A 19113-nucleotide genomic window follows, 5' to 3' on the forward strand; every position below is an offset into this window, starting at 1 on the left:
TTTATTTCAATTATTTTAAGTTTACACTTCATTACCAGAGATAGGAGTATTAGAGCGGGTAGTCATGGGATAAATCTATATGTTACAATGAAGATAATTATGAAGTTTAGGTTTTTCATAAACAAATAGTGATAAATCATTCATATGTGAGGTGATTAAAATGAAGTATTCTGAAGCTGAATATAAAATATTAAATAACAATTCAAAAGAAGAATATATAATGATAGAGGGTAAATCTGCTAGTGGTAAAACTACTTTAGCAATAAAAAAGTACATACATATGGTAGAAGAAGAAAAAATTAATAGTAAGGATATATTGGTACTTATAATGAATAGGTATCAGGGACTAACTTGGAAAAGAGAATTATGTTTGAAAAACTCTGGAGAGATGAAAATACTAACATATCAGGGGTTTGTAAGGAAAGAACTTATAAAGTACTGGCCTATTGTAGAGAAAAACTGTAGCAAGGTTAGAGCTGGTAAAATAAGACCGGAGTTTGTTTCAGCAGATACTGCAAATTATATGATGGAAGTACTAGTAGATTATTTTAGAAAGAAAAAAGGCTATTTTATGAACATAACATCAACTTCTAGTAGAATAGCATCAGACTTAGTTTCTAACATAAGCAAAGCTTCCCTATCGTTAATTGGTATTGATGAAATAGGAACCAGATTATATAATTCTCTACAGGTTAAAGAAGTAATCACAAGAAAAACCTATAATCACATGGATGAAGTAATAGAACATTATATAAACAGTTTTTTAAAGCAGGGAGCAGTAGATTATGGTATAAGTGTTTATTTATATAATGAATATCTACTTAATGATGAAGTTTATAGAAAACATCTAAAGAAAATTAAATATCTCATAGTAGATGATTTAGATGAAATTTCACCAGCTGAATTGGAGCTTATAAATATTTTAAGAGAAAATGTGCAACAAGCTTATTTGTTCAATAATCCTGAAGGAGCATTTTGTACTTATTATGGTGCTGATAGTAAATATCTAAATGAAAATATTAGATTCCATTATGGAAAAATTAAATTAGACGAAAGTTTTTCATGTAATAAAGAATTTATAAATTTCGTAGATAAAATTAATGAAAGAACTGTAAATATAATGTCCCAATGGGAAAGTAAGATACCTGCATACTCTGATATGTCATCACAGTTAAGAAGTGAAATGATAGATAAAATAGCAGTGAAGATAGAAGAGCTTATAAAAGAAGGTATGAACCCACAGGACATAGTAGTTATTTCGCCTTTTAATGATTTTATATTAGGATATGAAATACAAAGCAAATTAAAAAATATAGACATAAGTATAATAAATACCTCTAAAAAAAGTAGACTAGTAGATAATCCTTATGTACATTGCTTAATTGTAATAGCCGCACTCTGTAATAAAAATTTAGATATTAATTTAACTGTTGATGATTATAGAAAGTTTTTTGCTATAATATTAGGTTTAGATTTGATAAAAGCATCTATACTTTCAAAGTGTGCAATAATAGATGGAAATATGCAGGAGTTTGAGGAAAAAACTATTGATAGAATAGGGGATAGATATATTGAAAAGTATAATTATCTAAGAGGACGGATAGAAAATTATAGGGAGCTAATAAAAGAAAATGGAATGCCTTTAGATGAGCTTTTTAGAAGAGCGTTTTTAGAGCTATTGATTGTTCTTCCAGGGGCCGAAGATAATATTTCAATATGTAAAAATTTAAGTGAAACTGCGGAAAAATTCATCGGTGTATTAGTGCAGTTTAATACAATAGATAATCCAGAAGAAAAGTTTTTAAAGTTTATAAGAAGTGAGGCACAAGATTTTTATTCTCTAAGAGAGCTTGAAGAAATTACTTTAAATTTAAATGGGGTAGTGATAACTAATCCATATAACTTTCTTACATCTAATTTTAGCAGCAAAGCCCAAATATGGGCAGATATAAATAGCAGTATGTGGTCACCAAGAAGTGTTAAAGAACTTACTAATACCTATGTTTTAAGGAATAGTTGGAATATAGATAGTATTTACACTGATGAAATAGAAGATCAAAATAAGCATAATAATTTAATATCTATAATCAAATCTCTCATGAGAAAATGTAAAGAGAAAATTTATTTTTATGGCAGTGAGTACTCTATTAATGGATATGAACAACAAAGTACATTTTCCGATATGATTATAGATATTTTAAGTGAAAGAAAATAATGGAGAAAAGAGGTGATAAAAGTGAACTTTAGAGAAGACCAAAAACCTATAATGCAATATACAGGAGGTACAATGGCCGTACCGGCAGTTCCTGGAGCAGGAAAAACCTTTGTTGTAGCTAATCTGGCAGCAAAAATAATTGAAGAGAAAAGGCAGAAACCAGGAAAAGTTCTTGTAGTAACTTATATGAACAGTGCGGTAAATAACTTTAAAAGCAGAATAAGCTCAGTGTTAAATGATAAGGGAATATCAGCAACTAATTCTTATGAAGTTATGACCATACATAGTCTTGCTATGAAAATACTAAGAGATAGACCAGACATTGTTGGAATTAATGAAGAATTTGGGGTAATAGATGAGGTAAAAAAGATTTTTTATTTAAATGAATGTATTAATGAATGGAGGAGAAGAGGAGGAGGGGAGAGAGTATTTAGATCTTTTCTATCAGACTATGGTGCAAAAAAATATGATGAAAAAGGATCTGATTGGTGGAAAAGCTTCTTAAGTGTAGTAGATATTCTAATCAGTGAACTTAAGCTCAATGATATTTCTCCAGGAAAACTTAAGAATATTGAGAAGGATTTAGAGGAGGATAGCATTATTAAGGCTATATCCTATATTTATGATATATATACACAAAAGCTTAAGTTGGAAGGGTATATAGATTATAATGATTTATTGATTTTATCCTATAAGGCTCTTTTGAGGGATGAAAAGTTAAGAGAGAAATTTCAGAGTAGATACAGTTTTGTATTCGAGGATGAATGTCAGGATTCAAACTTAGTACAGTGTAAGATGTTGGCTTTGCTTGCGGATAACAACAAGAACTTAGTTAGAGTTGGGGATGTTAACCAAAGTATTATGGGAACTTTTACGTCTTCAGATCCTAGATTTTTTTCGGATTTTTGTAGTCAATCTGAAAGAAAGTATGTTATGAATATGGCTGGGAGGAGTTCGAAAGAAATTATAGACTTAGCAAATTATTTGGTATCCTATACTAGAGAAGAACATCCAGAGGAAAAGTGTAGAGGCGCTTTATCATATCAGAAAATAGCATTGGTATCAGGAATGAAAGACTTTAAAAATCCTGAGCTAAGTGAATATGGAATTTATGCCTATACCTTAAGTTCATGGAATAAGGTGAAAGAAACTACTCTAAAAGCCATATTAAATTTTAGAATTAAGCATCCGGATAAAACAATAGGCGTGCTAGTTCCTTTTAACAACCATGTAAGTGAAATATCTAAAGAATTAAGAAGAATGAATATAGAGTGTGATGAGCTATCAACTAGCTCAGAAAAAAGAATTAAGGTAACCAATGTTCTAGGATATGCACTAGGTTTTTTAGGAGAACCAGATAATATTTATAAATTTAAAATTTTAATAGATACTCTTTTAGAGGAAAATAGTGATGATAAAAATTTATTGATGAACTTTATATTAAAGCATAAAGTTGAAAATCTAGTATATTGGAAACTTAGTAGTCCAATTCCAGAAAGTTTACTACATAGTGATTTATTTAAGAAGTTTGAAGAGAAGACAAATATAATAAGAAATATGATAGAGTGTAATCAGAGTTCACTAGATAATTTAGTTTTATATATAAGCAGTATATTAAACCTCAGTGTTGAAGATAAAGCTATGGCACAGGCAGTTGCTTCTTATGCTAAGTTTGCCATAAAGGATACTCCAGATTTAACCTTAGAAGAGATTTCAGATCAGCTTTTAGATAATAAGAATTCAGTATTTAGGCATGTAGCGGATGTAATATATGATCTTCAGGGATATGAGCCAGCTCCAGGAAGGGTAACAGTAGCTACTTGTCATAAATCTAAAGGACTAGAATGGGACTGTGTATTTTTAGCATGCCTGACTGACTATAATTATCCAGCTTCCCTCAGTGGTAAATTCAGATCCGATTATTTTTACTTTAAAGATAGTCTTAGAAATCCTGTAGCCATTGGAAAAGCGGAGATAAGGAGAATACTTGGAGAAAATATAGATGGCAATCCATTTATTCAAGCTAAAGTAGATGTGCTAAATGAAAAAATAAGACTCTTATATGTTGCAATAACAAGAGCTAAAGAATATTTAGTGGTAATGACACATCATGAAAATGAAGGTAATAGGAAAGATAAGCCCTCAAAATATTTTAATATTCTTAAGGAATTTATAGAAAAAAACAGATTGGAGAGTGATGATAAAAAATGATGGATATAAGAAAGTTAAACTATTTCTATTATAGTCAAAACTCTTTAAATACTTTCAGCAAGTGCCCACTTAAGTTCAAAATGCAGTATATGGAGGATATATCCTGGAAAAATGATTCTCCTATGGATGTGGAATATTACAAAAGTATGAAGGTAGGTTTGAATTTTCATTTGATTTGTGAAAGATACTTTTCTGGGCTTCCTCTTGGTATTGAGGACTGCAGTGAAGAATTAATTAGATGGACCAAGGCTCTTGAAAGCAAAATGCCTCTTAAGGAAGAAAATTTGTACTTTCCTGAATTTGAAATCAAGATGATAAAGAATCATATAAAACTTCAGGCTAAATATGATTTGATTATTATAAAACCTCAAGGACAAGTTGAAATTTGGGACTGGAAAACTGAAAATAGAAAACTTAACAGAAAAGATATGGAGAAGAGATTTCAAACTATTGTGTATACCTATGTTTTAAAAGAAAGATGTAAAGAACTATTAGATATAGATGTTAATGCTGAAAATATCAAGATGATTTTTTGGCAGCCTCAATATGAAGAAAAAAATATAGAGATAAATTATTCTCAACTGCAGCATGATAAAAATGAAAAATTTATTGAAGAAGTTATAAATAATATTAATAGTTATGATTTTGAAAAGGATTTTAATAAGGAATTATATGTTAAACAGTGCGAATTTTGTGAATTTAATTATTTTTGTAATAATGGAAAAGTTAGTTTTAATTCTTTAGAAAGTGAGAGTTAACGGTAACTGCTCATCGGATGAAATTACTAAGTTAGGTGAATTAAGTATAAAGTACTCTAAGTGAGGAAGTGGCTGGTTTTGATTATTTTTTGAATATTCCGCAAAAGAACAAAAAATGATTTTTTTCGATTATAATTACATAAGATATTAATGAAATGGGGAGATATCTTATGGAAATAAATGGATTTATTTTGTCTAAACATAATGAAGTTGAGAAGTTCCATTATGGTATAAAATTAATGCCATCTAGAACTTTAGATAAATTGACCGACAGTATGATTATCTCTAGAGAAAAAAGTATTAATAAAATGGACAGTTATACTATATGCTTTAAGAGAAAACAGGGTATTAAAGTGGTTTCAAATGATTTTATTTTATCTGAGAAATCCTTTGAAGACTATATGGAGTTTTTGCTTTCATTTAACGGAGAACTTCTTAAAGCAGAAAAAAATATTAAGTCAGAATTTATTGTGGACAAAGGTGGTAAAATAACATTATCGTTCCTAAACAAGGATTATATAAAAATATCCTCTGAAAAAATAGAAAATAATTCTTTGAATAAGGTATTCTTTACTTTATTAAGAAAAGAATTGTTAGTGTATATTACAGTTTTAAAGGATATTTATTCTGAAAAAGAAATAGAAAGTTCTTTAAATTATTCAATGGGTTACTTAATAAATCCATTGAGTAGGTCAGAGAGAAAGCAGTTATATCTAGATGCACTTTATGCATTTATTGACAGTGCCTTAGATCACAGAAATAAGCATGCCTTTGATATGTTATCAAAGGAAATTCAAAGGGTATTAAATTATTAAAAATTTTTTATCCGATGACTAGCCGCTCTAATACTCCATCGCAAGGTGCGTATGTGATTCGCACCAGATCAGAGATTTGGGCTCTCTGCTTTTCTCGAAGATGGAGTACTAGAGCGGTATTATACCTCGTAGTGTAAGCTAGCTTTCTCATCCTATTATTCAAAACATATCATGTCTATTTTATTATAGAATTCTACATCTATATTATGAGTAATTGAAAGGCTTTTGTCCTTTCTAAATCTAATTACTTCACTTTTCATAGTATCTCCATAAACACCATCTAGATCCCATGGATAATAACCTGCATTTTTCATTTTCCTTTGAACCTCATATACATCAGAGCCTCTAGCGCCTGGAAGAAGAGTTCTAAAGTTATTAACTAAAAGCCCATAGGGTCCGCCATATATTGTCACCATTGTACCGGGATTTACACAATCATAAAGGTCTTCTACATCTCGATTTAACATTCTAATGCATCCAAGGGATTTGGGTGTACCAATTGACAAAGGTTTATTGGTTCCATGTATTCCATATTTGCCCCAAGGAACATTTAAGGCCATCCAGCGTGAGCCAAAGCCTTTACCCCAATTTGAAGACTTGCTTACAATTGCCCATGTTCCTATAGGAGAAGGAGTTGTTGCTTTACCACAAGCAACAGGGTAGCTTTTTATTATTTCATTTGTATTTTCATTTATCAAAAATAGTCTTAAGTCGGTTAAATCTACTAGTATACTATATTTATTTTTTAGTGCTACTGAGTTATTATTCACACTATATGATTTTATAGTCAAGGGAAAAAAGGAAATAGATATAAAAATACATATTTTAAGTAGAAACAAAAAATTACGTCTTTTCATTTAAAACACCTCTTAGAAGCCTATTAGTATAATAAAATTTTATAGTTAAATATATACAGTTTTAGATCTCTAATTTACAATTTTATAGTCTGATTATTTTGATACTCTAAAATGATATTCAAGAGTATCATTAGTAATAGGTTGAAATTCATAACCTAAATCCTTATAATACTTTATTATATTTGGAAGTGCATCACATGTATTTTTATTAGGTTGATCACAATGGGCAAGTAAAAATATTCTATTTGGATTAATGCATTTTTTAGTAGCTTCTTTATATAACTTGGCTGAAGATGTATTGTAATCAATTCCATCAGATAAACTTAGGTTCCAGTCATATATTTTGTAGTTACGCTGATGGAGTTTTTCAAGAAGGCTGGCGCTTAAGTGTTTTTTACTTCCAGAAGGAAATCTTATTGCTTTAGGTTCAATGTTAACAATTTTTTTAATCTCTTCAGAGGTTTTATCCATTTCTTCTATAAAAGCATCTTCGCTAGAATAAATTTGTCTATACTTATGAGTGTAAGTGTGAAGTCCAATTGTATGCCCTTCGGTATGTATTCTTTTTAAGATATCTTCTCTACCTTGAATTTTGCTACCAACCAAGAAGAAAGTGGCTTTTACATTTTGTTCTTTTAAGGTATCTAAAATTTTATTTGTTACTACTACACTAGGCCCATCATCAAAGGTTAAATAAATAATTTTTTTTTCATTATTTATAGTTATATCTTTTAATTGAGTATCAACACTTAGAGTTGAAGTTTTAGATGGAAACATATAGTTGACTAAAATATAGGTACATATTAAAAAGGCAATTAAAATTAAGTTTTTTTTAGTTTTCAAGTGTTATTCCTCCTTTTTAATTAGCAATAAAGTTATTTTTATCCGATGACTACCCGTTCTAATACTCCCATCTTCTTCAAAGTGGGAGTAAAGAGCGGTTACGTCCCTGGATTCGTTCAACTAAGAATCAGGTGGAGTTTGAAACTCTATCTGATTCAAGTTTTCACTTCATAGAGTATTAGCTATTAATATGAATAAGAAAAAACCTAATTTTATTATCTCCCCATCCTAAATCCCAAGGTACATGATACCTATCGGTAGTATGAGAATTAACTAAAGGATAGCCGTGAGAATCATGGCTTGTAATTATTGAAAAGTGATCAATGTTACCCTTTTTCTCATAACATACAAGGTCTGCTAATTGAATTTTTTGTATAATACCACCAGGATATTCTGGTTGGGGTTCTGTAAGTTCTTTAAAAGCACCATGCTTTATAACACTTCCTCTACCGCTAGATATCAAGTAATTTTTCAAACCATCAGCATTCACCCATGCTGTAGTGCCTTGACTATTTCCGTACTGGTAATATTGGCAGCGCCAAATAGAATCCATTGGAAGACCGCCAGCCTCCTTATCCGCTAATACCTGAGATGCAAAATTTGTGCAATCACCACCGATACCATTAAAGTCTCTATATTTCTTATTGTAGTCAAAATCATTTCTACTGCCCCAAGCAGCTCCACAAAATTTGTCAGCATATTCTACTGCTTTTTCTCTATTATAATTGAGTTTTTTGGAGTTTGACATATTAAATGTATTTGGGTAGATATTTTCATCCTGTGAATTATAAGTATCTTGCCAATTAGGAGGTATAAGGCTTCCCAGTGTTTCTCCAGAATAAGCCTGCAATGCATCTTCAAAACAATCGGTGTAACAGTCGTTATAAACTTTCCACTTATCATTTTTTTTAGTAAGGCTTAAAGTATGTCTAATTCCTATTCCAAAGGAATTAGTAACAGGTGTTACATCTTGAGGATAGATATAATCAAACTTATAGCTCTCTTCCAAAGCTATTTTTAGCACTTTATCCCCAGGATAAATTTTTTTAATTCTAACTGTAGATTGAACATTATTAAATTTTATGCCTCTTTGTTTAGACCAATCTTGTAGATATTTAACTCGTTTTATCTCATGTTCATGAGCCCGTTGACCATGTTTTTGGGAGGTATCAAAATAGTCTTTCAAAGCTACTAAATCTCCTGTAACAAATACAGAGGAACGTTTATTATAGATGGTTTCTACTTTTGTTTTTAATTCATTCTCGTCATATGAGTTAACTGGCAATGAGAGAATAGGAGATTGTAAGGCTAAAACTGTATTTTTTCTATGTATTGTAGTAGATGATATAACAATTAATAAAGTTATAAAAATATGGATAATAAGTTTTTTCCTATTCTTTGAATGCAAGTTAAATGCCTCCTTGTATTTATATTGTTATAAAGTAAGTATGTCATGTACTTTTTTTAGTATTTACTCTTTTAATAATTGTGATGTATACAAAATTGTGTTGTGTAAGAAAGAATTATGTAGTATAGTAGAAAAATGTCAGCGTATTTATTAGCCTTAAAAGGAAAAAAATAAAGAAGAGCAAAAAAACTTAAGTTTTAGTTTATTTTTGTAATAATAAAATTTTTATAGAAACAGGTGTTAAAAATGAAAAATATAAGTAGTTTTGAAGAATTGAATATAAGTGAAGATATATTAAAGTCACTAAAAAACATGGGCTTTAAAAATCCATCACCAGTGCAACAAGAGGCAATACCTCCAGCTTTAGAGGGCAAAAATATAATTGTAAAATCTCAGACCGGTACTGGAAAAACAGCAGCATATGGAATACCTGTATTAGAAAAAATAGAATTGGAAGAAAAATTAGTGCAGGTAGTAGTACTTACCCCTACGAGAGAATTGGCTGTTCAAGTATCAAAGGAAATAGATAACTTAGGAAAATTTAAAAGAATAAGAAGTACAGCAATTTACGGAGGACAGCCTATAGACTTACAAACAAGAGTGTTAAAGCAGAGAGTTCATATAATTGTAAGTACACCAGGAAGGATACTTGACCATATAGGAAGAGGAAACATAGACCTTTCTAAAGTAAATACTGTAATCATTGATGAAGCAGATCAGATGTTTGATATGGGATTTATTAATGATGTGGAAGCTATAGTTGATAAGACACCTAGTAACAGACAAATGATGCTTTTTTCAGCTACTATTTCAGAGAAGGTAGAAAGAATTACAGAAAAGTACATGAAAGATGCAGTAAAAATTAGTATTACTCCTGAAGAAGTTACTGGAGAAAAAATAGATGAGAAATACTACATGATGGATGAAAAATTTAAGTTTACCAGTCTTTGCAGAATATTATGCAGTGAAGAAGTGGATTCTGCTATCATATTCTGTGAAACAAAAGCCAATGTAGGTATGTTATCCAGTAAAATGAGAAGAAAAGGCTTTGAAGCCTATGAGCTCCATGGAGATCTTACTCAAGAGGAGAGACTAGACACTATAAATAAATTTAAACAAGGTGAATTTAATTTACTAGTTGCTACTGATGTAGCAGCAAGGGGAATAGATGTAGATGATGTAACCCATGTTATAAATTATGATATACCTCTTTATACAGATAGTTATGTACATAGAATTGGCAGAACTGCAAGAGCTGGAAAAGCAGGAAAGGCAATAACCTTAGTTACTCCAAATCAGCTTAGATTTTTAGAATCTATACAAGAATTTATTGGCCATAATATACCACAAGGAGAAATTCCAACAGAAGAAGTAACCACCGAGTCTATTAAAAAGTTTAATTTGAGATTAAAGAGTATAAAAATAAAGAAAAAAGAAAAGAAAGCTGATGTTGGTAGTGAAATAACAACACTTTACATCAAGGCTGGAAAGAAAAATAAGATAAGACCAGGTGATTTAGTAGGTGCAATTTTAGGTGCAACAGGTTTAACATCAGATATTATAGGAGTAATAGATATTTATGACCACTATACTTATGTGGATATAATGGGTGGTCATGGAAACGAAGTGCTGGAAAAACTTAAAGAAGGTACTATAAAAGGTAAGAAATTAAAGATTGAGAAAGCTAAGAGATAAGGTGGAAATTTCAATTAGATTGGAGTTCAAACTCCACTTAATTCTTGAATAAAACAACAAAGGCTGTTGAATACTCAACAGCCTTTTAATAAAGATTAATTATCTTCTGAAACCTCTATTGTTTTGTTGTTTTCTAGCTCTTCTGCAATCAGGGCATCTTGTTGGTTCATTTTCGAAACCCTTTTCTTTGTAGAAAGCTTGCTCGCCTTCAGTGAATACGAAGTCTTTTCCGCAATCTTTACATGCTATTGTTTTATCTGCCATTTCAACATTCCTCCTTTTTTCAAAAATAAGGATCTAATAACTCACAAATAACACTTTTCCGAAAAAGGAGATGTTGTTTATGATATTAAACCTTTGCAATCAAATTGATTACTTATCAAATATACCATATCACAATGTATTATGCAATAGAAATATTACATTAAAATACATATATATCGATATTTTATATGGGAAATTTAGCTTATATTGAGTATGTGTTACTTAAACTTTAGTGAAATTAAATGCATTCTTAAGAAAAGGCTATATATAACATATAAAATTGTCAATTTTTCTTAAGTCTATTTCAAAGTTAACCCAGTCTGAACCATTCCATCTCCAACCTATAGCATGCCCTCCACCGATGAAAGTTATCCACACCCAAAAAGACATGTTATCTCTAAACCATATATATGTTTTTTTAAACATACAGGCTTTTAATAAAGTATGATCAATTCCAAATCCAGTCATTGGTAATGTTTGTGATTGAGATTTTAGGGGGATAAAGCCTGGAGGAGGTGTAGTTGGAGGAGCTGCTGTCATCGATCCGCTGCCACTAATTACAAGTGGCGAACATTCGGAACCTCACCTAGAGCGATCAAAGTTCATTTTTACACTCTCCTATATAAAAGATTGCACTATATATTATGTTATGTTGGGAAAAAGTGTTAGCATTATTAAATTATTTACATATAAATATTAAAGAATGAATAACAAGGGTATGATGAAAATATGATAATTGACTTTTCGTATGCAAAAAAGAATATTGATTTTGTTCAAGGATATATTCTAAAGGGTCCTTTTTATAGATGCAGCTATATTAGGTACAAAACATTATATAAAAACCCAGCTACTGGAACAGAAAATGTTGAAATATACAATTTTGAACCTAGAGGAAAAAGTAGAGCTTCTGTACTTATATTACATGGATTAGGCAGCAGAAATGTAAAGTTTATGATGTGGATGGGCACTCACTTAGCTTCAGTAGGTGTTAATTCGAGTATAATAATACTTCCAGGAAATTATACTCGTGTGGAGGATAAATCTGTTAGTGGAAGAAGTTACATTTGGCCTGATATTAATATAATGTATAAGTTTTGGGAACATGCAGTAGTTGATATCCAATCAACTATAGATTTACTGCAGCAGCAAAAGCTTTGGAATGAAAATAATTGCATGGTAGGGTACTGTCTTGGAGGAATGATTTCATCTATAGTTACTTCTTTAGATAAAAGGATTAACCAGACTATATTTATGGCTACAGGAGGTCATATACCTAAAATAATACACGAATCCAGTGTTACAGCTTTTGCACGAAGGCTTTTTGAAAAAGGATTTGAACCTAAGTATTATTTAAATGATAAAGAAAGATTATATAATATTTATAAAGAACAATATCCTATTGTGAAAAATATGACTTTATCTCAAATATTGAACAGCAGATTTATACATCCACTATTTAGAATAGATCCTCTTTCTTATGCACATTTCCTTGATAAGTCTAAAGTAACTTTTATTGATGCTTTATTTGATAAAACACTGCCTTTAAAAAGCAGATCTATGCTTTTTAGAGAAATGAGAGGTGCAACTAGGTATATAATACCAATGACACATGCAAGTTGGCTTCCTTTTGAATCATTCTTGGCACAATATATTTTACTGAAAGTAAATATTAATGATAAAAAATCTGCTAGTCTAGTTACAAAAAAACAGAAGATATTTGATTACATCAATGAGAAAATAATAAGTAAAATATGAAGTGTACCTGGGCTTATATGGAGATGTTAAAAGAGGATAGTGGTAAAATAGAAAAAGTTTTAATATTTAATCATTGAAAAATAGTAGTAATTATGTTATGATTTTCATAATATAAAAATTAAATAGCACTAGGGGGGCCCATGTAATGGGCTGAGATAGAACTGTTAGTTTCTGACCCTCATAACCTGATTTGGATAATTCCAACGTAGGGAAGTTACTTTGTATAGGTAATATAATGCAGATTGTAATCTGGATTTATTGCTATTAAAGTGTTTATGAGGGAGCCGTTTATGGCTTCTTTTTTATTTATTCGAACTATGAATTTAGTACACTTTAATATTCAAAGCAATGTTTAGAACTGATATTATCTACAGGTAAAGTTATTAAAATAACTAAAGGTTGTGGGGTGTAATCATAGAAATTTTATCTCTTTGCATAAAGGACTTGTCTAATGCTAATTAATTTTAAAAAAATATAGAGGAGATGGAAATAATGAATTATACAACACAAATGGATGCAGCTAAAAAAGGAATAGTTACAAAAGAAATAGAGATAGTAGCAGAAAAAGAAAGAATGGATGTAAATAAATTAATGGAGCTTGTTGCTGCAGGAAGAGTTGCTATACCAGCAAATAAAAAACATAAATCAATAAGCCCAGAGGGCGTAGGAGAAGGGTTAAGAACTAAAATAAATGTTAATTTAGGTATATCAAAGGATTGTAACTGTATAGACAATGAATTAGAAAAAGTAAAAGTGGCTTTAGATATGAAGGCTGAAGCTATAATGGATTTAAGTTGCTTTGGAAAAACAGAAGAATTTAGAACAAAATTAATAAATATGTCTACTGCAATGATTGGTACAGTACCTATTTATGACGCAGTGGGTTTTTATGATAGAGAGTTAGCTAGTTTAACTGTAAAAGAACTTTTAGACGTAATTGAGAAACACGCAAAAAATGGTGTAGACTTTATGACTATTCATGCGGGAATTAATAGAGAAACTGCGGCAGTTTTTAAAAGAAATAAAAGACTTACTAACATTGTATCTAGAGGAGGAGCTTTAATGTTTGCATGGATGGAATTGAATGGCAAAGAAAACCCATTCTACGAGCATTTTGATAAAGTTTTAGATATATGTGAAAAATATGATGTAACTATAAGTCTAGGAGATGCTTGTCGTCCGGGCTCCATAGCGGATGCTACAGATGCTAGCCAAATTAAAGAATTGATGACTTTGGGGGAACTTACTAAAAGAGCTTGGGAAAGAAATGTACAAGTTATGATAGAAGGACCTGGACATATGAGTTTAGATGAAATACAGGCTAATATGCTTCTAGAAAAGAAGTTATGTCACAATGCACCTTTTTATGTATTAGGACCTCTAGTTACAGATGTAGCGCCAGGTTATGATCATATTACTTCTGCTATTGGTGGAGCTTTAGCTGCAGCTTCAGGAGCGGATTTCTTATGCTATGTAACACCAGCTGAACACTTAAGACTTCCAAACTTAGAAGATATGAAAGAAGGTATTATTGCATCTAAGATTGCGGCACATGCTGGAGATATAGCAAAGGGAATTAAAGGTGCAAGAGAATGGGATAATGCTATGAGTCAGGCAAGAAGAGAATTAGATTGGGAAAAGATGTTTAGTTTAGCTATGGACCCAGAAAAAGCAAGAAGATATAGAGAAGAGTCAAAACCTGAAGATGAGCATACCTGTACAATGTGCGGAAAGATGTGTGCTGTTAGAAATATGAATAAGGTATTAAACGGAGAAAATATAAATGTTTTAAGAGATGATGAGTAGATTTCCAAATCTAAAGTTCGACTTAGTGACGGTATTCCTATGGATATGCCCTATTTGAATGAAAAGACCCTCTAGAAAGCTTCAAAAAGGCTTTCTGGAGGGTTCTTCGTATTTTGGTTAATCGTCACAACTAGAACAGCTTGAGGAAGAAGAACAGCTGCTACAATCACTTTGTTCAGGCTTAAAAACTGGCTCCAATGAAAATGTTCCAAGGCCATTTTCCTCACCACATAGTAGTATGAATCCACTATATTGGATAAAAAGATTTCTATCAACTAAAAAAGTTATGTCATCAACTTGTTGAACTAAATCTTCGTCTTTTGGACTATCTACAGTTATATTAAATATTGGACCATGACAAGACTTACCTGCAGCATAAATTCTTATTACTTTTGCTGGAACGTTTTTCTCTTCTAAGAACTTATTAAATTGTTCATATGCTAAATTAGTTATCTTTAAAAAATTCATAAATATAACCCCTTTTCCACTGTAAATTTTATCCGATGACTACCCGCTCTAATACTCCCATCTTCCCCAAAGTGTACATTGCGAGCGGTTACGTCCCTGGATTCGCTCAACTAAGAATCATATGATTCAAGTTTCACTTCATGTATATGATATAAATTATAAACTAAAATGGAACTAATTTAAAGATATATGTTTAGTAACCTTTTAGTTGCTAATATTATGTGCTTAATTTTTTGATTGTAGTTAAATATTTATGATAGAATATAATAAAGGTGAATTATGTCGATAAAACTCATATTATTGCAAGGAGGATACATCATTGAAAAAATATTTGGCTTTTGTGGTTATTGCTATAGTCTCAGTATTTTTATCATATAAATATGTCTATATAATTAGAAATAAAATGTCAATTTATAAGGATAATGTTTCTTACATGACTAAAGTAGATGATAAGTTTTTTTATGTATATAAATATGGGAAATGGAAGAAAGAATTTATTAAAGGTGTTAACATAGGAGCTGCAAAGCCCGGTGCTTTTCCAGGAGAATTAGCGGTTACAAAGGAAGAATATAAGAGATGGTTTAAGCAAATAGCAGATATGAATGCTAATTCTATAAGAGTCTATACAACGTTAAAGCCAGAGTTTTATGATGCCTTATATGAATATAACAAGGAAGCCATAAAACCAATATATATATTTCAAGGGGTTTGGGTTAATGAGGAAGATATTTCAAATCTTATGGATGCTCAAAACAGTAAAATAAAAGATGCCTTCAAAGAGGATACAAAGAATCTGGTAGATGTTATACATGGAAATGCTAATTTACCTGCTAAAAAAGGGTATGCAAGCGGTGTTTATACTAAGGATGTATCCACTTATGTAATGGGATGGATATTAGGAATAGAGTGGGATCCTCATTTTGTAGAGAATACAAATCTAAGCCATCCAAAGGAGAATAGCTTTGAGGGTAAGTATTTATATACAGAAAATGCATCTCCTTTCGAAGAATTTTTATGTGAAGTTGGTGATTACGCAATCCAATATGAAACAGATAAATATAATATGCAAAGGCCTGTAAGTTTTACTAACTGGGTTACCACAGATACTTTAAGTCATCCAAATGAACCACTAAAAAATGAAGATATGGCTTCAGTGAATACAGAACACATAAAGAAAAAAGAAAGCTTTAGACCGGGCTTGTTTGCTTCTTATCATGTATACCCTTATTATCCTGATTTTATGAATTATCAGCAAGAATATAGCAGCTTTAAAGATAAGGATGGTAAAGTAAATACCTACAGAGCTTATCTTAAAGACTTAAGAAAAGAACATAGTGTACCAGTATTAGTTGCTGAGTTTGGAATACCAGCATCTAGAGGCAAGGCTCATGAGAATATACATATGGGATTTAATCAGGGGAATGTAGATGAAAAAAAACAAGGTGAAATGGATGCCTTTATGTTAAACAATATATATGAAGAAGGCTATGCAGGAGGTCTAGTTTTTACCTGGCAGGATGAATGGTTTAAAAGAACATGGAATACTATGGACTTAGATATTCCAGACAAAAGGGCTTATTGGTCAAATGCTCAAACTAATGAACAGGAATTTGGACTTCTGGCTTTTGAAACTGGTAAAGATAAGAGTATATGCTATGTTGATGGAGATACAAAAGACTGGAACAAGGATAATCCAATAGTACAAAATAATAATTTTAAACTATATACTAAATCCGATGAAAAGTATGTATATTTTATGGCAGATATTCCAGGGTTCAATTTTGATAAGGATTCTTTACTAGTTCCTATAGATATAGCACCAGAGCAAGGAAATTCAGCTTATAAGGAGTACGGAGTTAGCTTCAAAAGGCCTGTAGATTTTGTAATAGCTTTAGATAACAAAAATGGCTCTAGAGTTCTTGTAGATTCCTACTACGATTCATTTTATTATATATATGCGAAACAGTTAAAAATGATAGAAAGTAATCCGTCATATGAAACGAAAGATAGTGGTAATTTTAACCCTATTTATCTCTGTTTAAATAAAGAATTATATCTACCTCAAGATAATAAAACCATACCGTTTTCTAAATATGAGACCGGTAAGCTAGTACAGGGAGATGGCAATCCAGAACACAAGGAATACAATTCACTTGTAGATTTCTCCGTCAAAGATGATAAGGTAGAAATAAGAATACCTTGGCAGCTTTTAAATGTTATGGATCCATCAACAAAAATGATAATGGATGACCTCTATGAAAAAGGAATTAAATCAGTTAAAATACCAGGGTTTTATACTGGTGGAATATTAATAAAAGATAACAGTACTGTAGATAATAGTGAGATGAAGCTTTTTTCATGGAAAGAGTGGGAACTCCCTGAGTACCATGAGAGGTTGAAGCCTTCTTATTATATATTAAAAAAAGCATTTGAAGAAATTGGAGAGAACTAAAATGTTAAGAAATAAAGAGGTTTATGACGCTTATAAAAATATCTTAGATATTATAAATACTCTAAATAAACGGAATGAAAAGGATATGGATGTAGAATTCGTGAGGATTTTAAGAAATACATTAATAAAACTTCTTGTACTTTCTTCTGAATATAATATGACGAATATACGAGAGGAAATAAATAGGATAAGTTATTTGCTGGAGGTAGAAGTTAACTTAAGCTATTACAGCACTCTAATAAATTGTTTGTTAAAATGCAAGAATCATATTGAAAGTGTACTTAACAGGAAAAATGTTGTTATATTTTCAAAAGGTAATCAGAAATTTAAAATACTTCAGGATATGCTTGAAAAAGAGGGCTTTAATGTGTTTTTAGAAGGTGAAAATAAAGATATATTAGAAACTATAAAGAATATAAATCCAGAAGTAATTGTTGTGGAAGATGATGAAAAAAATAATGGTATGACCTTATTTAAAGTGCTAGAAGATGATGGTATTTTAAGTAACATTCCTATATTTGTTATAGGTCCTGACGATATTCAATTGAAGGTAGAGGTGCTTTCACAGGGGGCTGTAGACTATTTAAGTCATAAGTTTAATAGTGGGGAACTATTCTTTAAAATTAAAAATATAAGCAAGCTTAGGAAAAGTTACATTGAAAATAGTATATATGATTCTCTCACTGGAATATATTCTGAAAGATATGGAAAAGTTTTAGCTGATAAGGAATTTGAAAGAATAAAATTTCAAGGCGGAAAAATGAATGTATTTATGTTAGATATGGATGATATGTCTCAAATTAATAAGAAAAAAGGTAAAGAAATTGGCGATGAAATAATTAAGAATTGTGTAAATATATTCAGTAAGTACTTAACTAATCTGGATTTTATGTACAGAAAGTCTGGCGATGAGTTTATTTTAGTTATTTTTGATGGAGAACCAGCAGATGTATTACAGATTGGTCAAAAAATACACCAAGAGGTATTACAATTATCTGAGGCTTATCAAACAAAAATAAGTTTTTCCGGAGGAATATCCTTTATTACTAAGGATTCTAGCTCCTTTGATGATATATACAGTGAAGCTTATGAAAAACTTAAGAAGGCTAAGCGTAGTGGAAAGAGCAAGATTTATTCTAAGGCAGAGAAGTTAGTTAATCATCAAAGAAACTCATTACTTTTTGTTGATGATGACAAAATAATAATGTCCATATTGACAACAAGATACAGAAATAAAGGGTATGAAATATTCAGTGCAGAATCTGGTGAAAAAGCTTTAGAGATATTTAATAATAATCATATTGACATTATAATTACAGATTATTATATGCCTAATATGGCTGGCGATGAGTTTATTAAAAGAGTAAGAAGAATAAACAGCAAAGTAAAAATAATAGTTCTTTCAGGTCAAAAAAATGAAGAGTATATAAAAAGAGCATTAGATTTAGGTGCAGATGATTATATAACAAAACCTTTCTCACCTGTTGAACTAGATTTAAGAATTAGAAAGTTTATAAAGTAGCGGTGATAAATTGGAGATATTTATTTATTATTCAATAGTATTTT

At 30.6% G+C, this 19113-nt stretch carries 15 protein-coding genes and 1 riboswitch; of the genes, 9 read left to right on the forward strand and 6 right to left on the reverse strand.

Features of this window, described 5'->3' with window-relative positions:
• The first annotated feature begins 160 nt into the window (after nucleotides 1-160).
• The 4 genes from CLMAG_RS09305 (at nucleotide 161) to CLMAG_RS09320 (ending at nucleotide 5999) form a co-directional block, all read left to right on the forward strand.
• On the forward strand, nucleotides 161-2215 hold the full coding sequence (locus CLMAG_RS09305) for a UvrD-helicase domain-containing protein (protein WP_082831860.1): 2055 nt from the start codon (nucleotides 161-163) through the stop codon (nucleotides 2213-2215).
• 21 nt (nucleotides 2216-2236) lie between these two features.
• Nucleotides 2237-4426 (forward strand): ATP-dependent helicase, encoded by a 2190-nt coding sequence (locus CLMAG_RS09310; RefSeq protein WP_082831861.1) that lies wholly within the window; start codon nucleotides 2237-2239, stop codon nucleotides 4424-4426.
• Complete coding sequence (locus CLMAG_RS09315; protein WP_066621407.1) at nucleotides 4423-5184, forward strand: PD-(D/E)XK nuclease family protein; 762 nt, start codon at nucleotides 4423-4425, stop codon at nucleotides 5182-5184. Before CLMAG_RS09310 ends, CLMAG_RS09315 begins: the two co-directional genes overlap by 4 nt.
• A gap of 170 nt (nucleotides 5185-5354) precedes the next feature.
• A complete protein-coding gene (locus CLMAG_RS09320) occupies nucleotides 5355-5999 on the forward strand; it encodes a hypothetical protein (RefSeq protein WP_066621408.1) in 645 nt (214 codons plus the stop codon).
• Between the two features lie 155 nt (nucleotides 6000-6154).
• On the opposite strand, the gene CLMAG_RS09325 is transcribed toward CLMAG_RS09320, so the two are convergent.
• The 3 genes from CLMAG_RS09325 to CLMAG_RS09335 form a co-directional block, all read right to left on the reverse strand.
• Nucleotides 6155-6856 (reverse strand): L,D-transpeptidase family protein, encoded by a 702-nt coding sequence (locus tag CLMAG_RS09325; protein ID WP_066621409.1) that lies wholly within the window; start codon nucleotides 6854-6856, stop codon nucleotides 6155-6157.
• 93 nt (nucleotides 6857-6949) lie between these two features.
• Complete coding sequence (locus CLMAG_RS09330; protein WP_066621411.1) at nucleotides 6950-7699, reverse strand: polysaccharide deacetylase family protein; 750 nt, start codon at nucleotides 7697-7699, stop codon at nucleotides 6950-6952.
• Nucleotides 7700-7877: 178 nt separating this feature from the next.
• Nucleotides 7878-9107 carry an amidase domain-containing protein gene (locus CLMAG_RS09335; RefSeq protein WP_066621413.1) on the reverse strand — a complete coding sequence of 410 codons (1230 nt, stop codon included), beginning with the start codon at nucleotides 9105-9107 and terminating at the stop codon, nucleotides 7878-7880.
• Nucleotides 9108-9353: 246 nt separating this feature from the next.
• Here CLMAG_RS09335 and CLMAG_RS09340 point away from each other — a divergent pair, with 246 nt between their 5' ends.
• The gene (locus CLMAG_RS09340; protein ID WP_066621415.1) at nucleotides 9354-10802 is read left to right on the forward strand and encodes a DEAD/DEAH box helicase; all 1449 of its coding nucleotides are present in this window, start codon (nucleotides 9354-9356) and stop codon (nucleotides 10800-10802) included.
• A gap of 99 nt (nucleotides 10803-10901) precedes the next feature.
• Here CLMAG_RS09340 and CLMAG_RS09345 read toward each other — a convergent pair whose 3' ends face one another.
• Nucleotides 10902-11066: a zinc-ribbon domain-containing protein gene (locus CLMAG_RS09345; RefSeq protein ID WP_066621417.1), complete on the reverse strand. Its 165-nt coding sequence runs from the start codon at nucleotides 11064-11066 to the stop codon at nucleotides 10902-10904.
• Between the two features lie 261 nt (nucleotides 11067-11327).
• The gene (locus CLMAG_RS09350) at nucleotides 11328-11606 is read right to left on the reverse strand and encodes a hypothetical protein (protein WP_066621419.1); all 279 of its coding nucleotides are present in this window, start codon (nucleotides 11604-11606) and stop codon (nucleotides 11328-11330) included.
• Between the two features lie 189 nt (nucleotides 11607-11795).
• Here CLMAG_RS09350 and CLMAG_RS09355 point away from each other — a divergent pair, with 189 nt between their 5' ends.
• Nucleotides 11796-12821, forward strand: a complete 1026-nt coding sequence (locus CLMAG_RS09355) for an alpha/beta fold hydrolase (protein ID WP_066621421.1) — start codon at nucleotides 11796-11798, stop codon at nucleotides 12819-12821.
• Between the two features lie 120 nt (nucleotides 12822-12941).
• Nucleotides 12942-13050, forward strand: a riboswitch (TPP riboswitch).
• 263 nt (nucleotides 13051-13313) lie between these two features.
• A complete protein-coding gene (gene thiC / locus CLMAG_RS09360) occupies nucleotides 13314-14627 on the forward strand; it encodes a phosphomethylpyrimidine synthase ThiC (RefSeq protein WP_066621423.1) in 1314 nt (437 codons plus the stop codon).
• A gap of 117 nt (nucleotides 14628-14744) precedes the next feature.
• On the opposite strand, the gene CLMAG_RS09365 is transcribed toward thiC, so the two are convergent.
• Complete coding sequence (locus tag CLMAG_RS09365) at nucleotides 14745-15095, reverse strand: HesB-like protein (protein ID WP_066621424.1); 351 nt, start codon at nucleotides 15093-15095, stop codon at nucleotides 14745-14747.
• Between the two features lie 319 nt (nucleotides 15096-15414).
• On the opposite strand from CLMAG_RS09365, the gene CLMAG_RS09370 reads away from it, so the two are divergent.
• Nucleotides 15415-17547, forward strand: a complete 2133-nt coding sequence (locus tag CLMAG_RS09370) for a family 2 glycosyl transferase (protein ID WP_066621425.1) — start codon at nucleotides 15415-15417, stop codon at nucleotides 17545-17547.
• Nucleotide 17548: 1 nt separating this feature from the next.
• Nucleotides 17549-19069 carry a response regulator gene (locus CLMAG_RS09375; RefSeq protein ID WP_066621426.1) on the forward strand — a complete coding sequence of 507 codons (1521 nt, stop codon included), beginning with the start codon at nucleotides 17549-17551 and terminating at the stop codon, nucleotides 19067-19069.
• Nucleotides 19070-19113 lie beyond the last annotated feature (44 nt).

It is taken from the genome of Clostridium magnum DSM 2767, from assembly GCF_001623875.1.
GTDB lineage: Bacteria > Bacillota > Clostridia > Clostridiales > Clostridiaceae > Clostridium_AM > Clostridium_AM magnum.

What these genes read in the sequence shown, in the direction of transcription:
- CLMAG_RS09305 (WP_082831860.1), top strand. Translation starts at nt 161, where the DNA reads ATGAAGTATTCTGAAGCTGAATATAAAATATTAAATAACAATTCAAAA.
- CLMAG_RS09315 (WP_066621407.1), top strand. Translation starts at nt 4,423, where the DNA reads ATGATGGATATAAGAAAGTTAAACTATTTCTATTATAGTCAAAACTCT.
- CLMAG_RS09320 (WP_066621408.1), top strand. Translation starts at nt 5,355, where the DNA reads ATGGAAATAAATGGATTTATTTTGTCTAAACATAATGAAGTTGAGAAG.
- CLMAG_RS09325 (WP_066621409.1), bottom strand. Translation starts at nt 6,856, where the DNA reads ATGAAAAGACGTAATTTTTTGTTTCTACTTAAAATATGTATTTTTATA.
- CLMAG_RS09340 (WP_066621415.1), top strand. Translation starts at nt 9,354, where the DNA reads ATGAAAAATATAAGTAGTTTTGAAGAATTGAATATAAGTGAAGATATA.
- CLMAG_RS09345 (WP_066621417.1), bottom strand. Translation starts at nt 11,066, where the DNA reads ATGGCAGATAAAACAATAGCATGTAAAGATTGCGGAAAAGACTTCGTA.
- CLMAG_RS09350 (WP_066621419.1), bottom strand. Translation starts at nt 11,606, where the DNA reads ATGACAGCAGCTCCTCCAACTACACCTCCTCCAGGCTTTATCCCCCTA.
- CLMAG_RS09355 (WP_066621421.1), top strand. Translation starts at nt 11,796, where the DNA reads ATGATAATTGACTTTTCGTATGCAAAAAAGAATATTGATTTTGTTCAA.
- thiC (WP_066621423.1), top strand. Translation starts at nt 13,314, where the DNA reads ATGAATTATACAACACAAATGGATGCAGCTAAAAAAGGAATAGTTACA.
- CLMAG_RS09365 (WP_066621424.1), bottom strand. Translation starts at nt 15,095, where the DNA reads ATGAATTTTTTAAAGATAACTAATTTAGCATATGAACAATTTAATAAG.
- CLMAG_RS09375 (WP_066621426.1), top strand. Translation starts at nt 17,549, where the DNA reads ATGTTAAGAAATAAAGAGGTTTATGACGCTTATAAAAATATCTTAGAT.